This window comes from Bifidobacterium sp. POST2/T3 (B1), from assembly GCF_058197115.1.
Genome location: NZ_JBVPQK010000212.1, coordinates 1 through 4,591, shown reverse-complemented (window position 1 = coordinate 4,591; position 4,591 = coordinate 1). Strand labels below are relative to the sequence as shown.

3 protein-coding genes are annotated in these 4,591 nt (G+C 63.5%); all 3 read left to right on the top strand.

The genetic code is table 11. The annotated features are described in order from the left end of the window. On the top strand, positions 1–426 hold a 426-nt coding region (locus AC0AP0_RS09205), incomplete at its 5' end, for an NUDIX hydrolase (protein WP_490430247.1). Next, positions 423–2,618, top strand: coding sequence for a DUF6049 family protein (locus AC0AP0_RS09200; RefSeq protein WP_490430246.1), 2,196 nt, complete (start codon positions 423–425; stop codon positions 2,616–2,618). The genes AC0AP0_RS09205 and AC0AP0_RS09200, both read left to right, overlap by 4 nt. Next, positions 2,615–4,591, top strand: a 1,977-nt coding sequence (gene murJ, locus AC0AP0_RS09195; protein WP_490430245.1) for a murein biosynthesis integral membrane protein MurJ, incomplete at its 3' end; no start/stop codon positions are given. The genes AC0AP0_RS09200 and murJ, both read left to right, overlap by 4 nt.

Sequence of the window (4,591 nt, the reverse complement as noted above, 5' to 3'; positions counted from 1 at the left end):
GTGCGCGAGTATTCGGCGGGCGGACTGATCTTCGACCGGCATGACCGGGTGGCCATCATCGCCCGGCACTCCCGCTCAGGCCACCTGGAATGGTGCCTGCCCAAGGGACATATCGAGAAGGGGGAAACACCCGAGCAGACGGCGGTGCGCGAGGTTCACGAAGAGACTGGGATACTGGGCCGGGTAACCGATTCCATCGCCACCATCGACTACTGGTTCACCGGAACCAACCAACGGGTCCACAAGTTGGTCCATCATTTCGTCCTGCGGATGATCGGCGGCTCCCTGAGTGTGGAAGGCGACCCCGATCATGAGGCTGAAGATGCCATCTGGGTGGACTTCTCCGATCTGACCTCGGTGCTCAGTTACCCCAATGAGCGTAAAATAGCCTGGCTCTACGCGAGGAAGTACAAAAAACAGCCATGATCCAGACCCCCCTGCGCCCGAGCGGGCGCACCAGCCAGCACACTCATGCCTTCAATCGGTGGACCCGGTGGGCTCGAATCCTGCTAACGATCGTCCTTCTGCTGGCCCTGGTGATGGCTCCTTGGCATCCGGCACCAGCCCTGGCTGCCACCAATCATCAGAGCTCAGCCGAGGTGGCCCTGCGTTGGTCGACACCAGTGGTGACCGATAAGTCCGGCTACGCTCTGCGCGCCGCGGTGACCAACACCGCCAACCAGCCCATGGAGAATGCCCATCTGAGCGTGTCCACCAGCGCCCTTTACTCCTTCAGCTCCCGGGCCGACATGCAGGCCTGGTCCGAAGGCCACGCTCGCATCCCCACCCCGGACGTGCTGGGTACGCAGACCGTACCGACAATCCCGGCAGGGCAGAGCGTCGAGGTTGCAGTCAACGTGCCGGCTGATCAAGACGCGATCAAGAAGATGACCAGCTGGGGGCCCAAACCTGTCCGGCTCTCCCTGAGCGACGATCAGGACCAGGTCCTGGGCGACGTGTTCACCTTTCTGACCCGGACCTGGGATGGCCTGCCTACCGCAGGCACCCCCGCCCTGGCCCTGACCATGGTCATGCCGCTGACCTCCTCGGACTGGAACATTGACGACAAGGCCATGACGGCGCTGATGACCCAGTCAGGTTCGGGCAACGATAAAAACCGGAGCGTGACACTGACCCGCCAGGGGGCCCGCCGCCAGGGGGATCAGAGCCAGCTGCTGGCCAAGCACGGGTCCCTGCAGGCCCTGGGCGATCCGGTCTATCTGTCCGCCTTCGCCAATCGTCCCCAGATCCAGGGGCTGATTCAGCCGGCCGACTTCGACATCACCGGGTATGCCTCCCAGAATCAGGACCGCTATGCCCGGGCTGGGGTCACGCCCGGATCCTGGAGCGCCAAGACCTCGGCCAAACTCTATGCCGACAGCGCGCCTGACACATACGCCTGGCAGGGCAGACAGGAGTGGACCGTGGAGTCCATCACCGCCGCCCGCCGTGCCGGCTATCAGACGGTCATCGCCCCCCAGGGCTTCGAAGTCGACGCCGGCACCTCCGCCCACACGGGCAAGTACACCATCGAAACCAAAGCCGGAAAGGTAACCGTCCTGTCGGCACAGCGCGAGCTCAGCAACCTGGCCAGGGGCCACCCCAGCTCCACACGTGCCACCGGGGAGCAGACCCAGGCCGGGCAGACGGCCCGCTTCATAGCCCAGAGCGCCTTCTATCAGATGGAACAGCCCTACGCCGAACGTTCCCTTCTGGTCTGCTTCGATACCGATGAAGACACCCAGCAGGCGGACCAGATCATGACCGAATTGGAGCATGCCCCATGGATCAGCCTGAAGTCCATGGACAACCTGATGCAGGCACCCGACTTCACCGGCGGGTCGTCGGGTCTGCTCAAGGCCCTGGAGCTCGACAACACCAAGGGCAGCGCCAAACATGGCGATGGACCGACAGGCACCCTGGACTCCCTGATCGCCAGCCGGGCTGAGATCGACCGGTTCGCTACCACCATCCTGGCTGACGGCAAGCAGGATTCCCAACCCACTGCCAGCGCCACGGCAGGCAAGACCGACAGCCAGGCCCTGGCCCGCCAGGATGCCGACACCACCGCCCGCCAGCCCAAGGATCCGCATCAATGGCTGAGCCAGCTGACCGCCGCCCATGACGACCTGGCTCTGAAGTCACTGGGCGGAACCGCAGCCGCCGCCGGTTTGGCCGATCAGGCCGAGGCCATGTCCCGCCGACTCCTGGATGGTGTCAGCATCACGCCCAGCGAATCTCTGAACGTCGTCAGCGAGACGGCCTCCATGCCAGTGACCGTCAGCAACAGCCATCCCTACCCTGTCCACGCCCGCATCAGCGCGCGAACCGACTCCATGGAGATCGTCACCTCGCGTATGGCGGAGGTGGTCATTCCCGCCCGATCAGAAGCCCAGGTGACCTTCAAGGTCAGAGTGGCAACAGCCGGCAGAGCCAATGTGGATATCGGTCTGCTGGATCGCCAGGGCCGACCCTTCGGCCAGGTGCGCCGGGCTCAGATCACCAGCAATCTACGACTGAGCGACATGAGCGGCCTGATCATTATTGTCATCGCCGTGCTTCTGGGACTTCTGGGGCTCTGGCGGCAGTTCCACCGTACGAAGGACCCGGACGAATGAGTTCCGTAGGGCGCAATTCCGCCATCATGGCCACGGGCACCGCGGCCTCCCGTGTGACCGGGCAGATCCGCACCATCCTGCTGGCAGCCGCCATAGGCACCACCGGAATCGCGGCCGACGCCTACCAGACCGGCGCCATGATTCCTCAGGTCATGTTCACCCTGATCTCGGGCGGCATCTTCAACGCCGTACTGGTCCCGCAGATCGTACGCACCCTCAAGGAGCGGGACGCAGCAGACCGGCTGAACAAGCTGATCACGGTCGCCATGGTCCTCCTGGCCCTGTTGACCCTGCTGCTGATGCTGGGCACCCCGGTGCTGACCACCATCTATCTGAACTCCAAGTGGAACCCGGCCCAGCGTGCCCTGGCCAACTCCTTCACCCTCTGGTGCATGCCGCAAGTGTTCTTCTATGGGCTCTACACGGTCCTGGGTCAGATCCTGGCCGCCAAGGGCCGGTTCACTGCATACGCCTGGAGCTCGGTGGGCGCCAACGTTATCAGCTGCCTGGGCTTCCTGGTCTTCATCTTCCTGTTCGGCAACGCCCGCAATCAGCCGGTCGGCTTCTGGGACGACGGTAAGGTGGCCTTGACCGCTGGAGCCTGGACCCTGGGCGTGGCCTTCCAGGCACTGGTCCTCTTCATCCCCCTGATCATGAGCGGCTTCCGCTATCGCCCTCGCTGGGGTCTGCGTGGAATAGGCCTGCGATCCATGGGGTCGGTAGCGGCATGGAGCATGTGCGTGGTCATCGTCGACCAGCTGGCCAACGTGGTCAATGCCCGCATCAACAACGGCGCGCCCCTTGAAGGCAACCCGTTTGACATCGCTGGCAACGGCTCCTATCAGAACGCCTACACCATCTTCATCCTGCCCTATTCCCTGGTAGCCGTCTCGGTCAGCACGGCCCTCTTTCCCAAGCTGTCCAAAGCGGTTTCGGACGGCCGCATCGGGGATGCCCGCAATGATCTGAGCCAAGCCCTGCGCAACGTCGGACTGGTCATGTTCTTCTTCGCCGCAGTCCTGTTGGCAATTCCAGTGCCCATCACACGAGCCCTGCTGCCCTCGGTAAGCGTCCATGAGTCTGTCCTTATCTCAGGACCGCTGATAACCCTGTCCCTGGGGCTGGTCCCCTCAAGCGCCTTCCTGCTCATTCAGCGCACCTTCTACGCCTTTGAGGATGGGCGGCATCCTTTCATCTTCGCAGCCGTCTCCAACAGCATCCAGGTAGCACTGGTTCTGGTATCCATACGCTTGTTCCCTCCCCGCTACTGGGCAGCGCTGGTAGGTCTGAGCCTGTCCCTGAGCAGCATCCTCAGTTTCCCTGCCCTGACTCACATGCTGCGCAGCCCCTTCCAGGGGAATCTGGACGAGCGGCGGATTCTGACCACTTACGCCAAGGCTTTCCTGGCTGCGGGATTGGCCCTGGCAGCCGCCCTGACAGTCAAGACCCCGGTGACTCACCTAGTCGGCGCCTGGATTCAGGGCCGACAGGGCCACATGAGCTGGGTGCAGGCACTCTTCATCTGCGTGGTCATCACCCTGCTGACGGCGGTCATCTATGTCGTGACCCTGGTAGCCCTGCGCACTGAGGAATTCACCCAACTCCTGATCGACCTGGCCCGTCGACTGGGCAGGGCAACCCGGCACCCCGTCCGCAGCATGGACGCTCTGCAGGGACGACCCTCCCGGCTGGCCGACCGCTCGGTCAGGGTGGTGCACTCCTCCTCCCCTGACTCCGCTCTGCCCGGCATGGACGCAGCACTGGAGAACTTCGAAGAGGCCCATGAGTCCGACGCTGATGGAGAATCCGCGATAGCCGGACCCCCACCGGCCCCTCCGACCCAGCAACCCGTTAGGATTGTACCTAGGAACAGCAAGGTCCACCATGGTGTCGCCAACTACAGGCGACGCCCCACTTCTGATGAGAGCTCGGCAACCATGAACGCGCATATCGGAGACACCATCCTCGGCAGA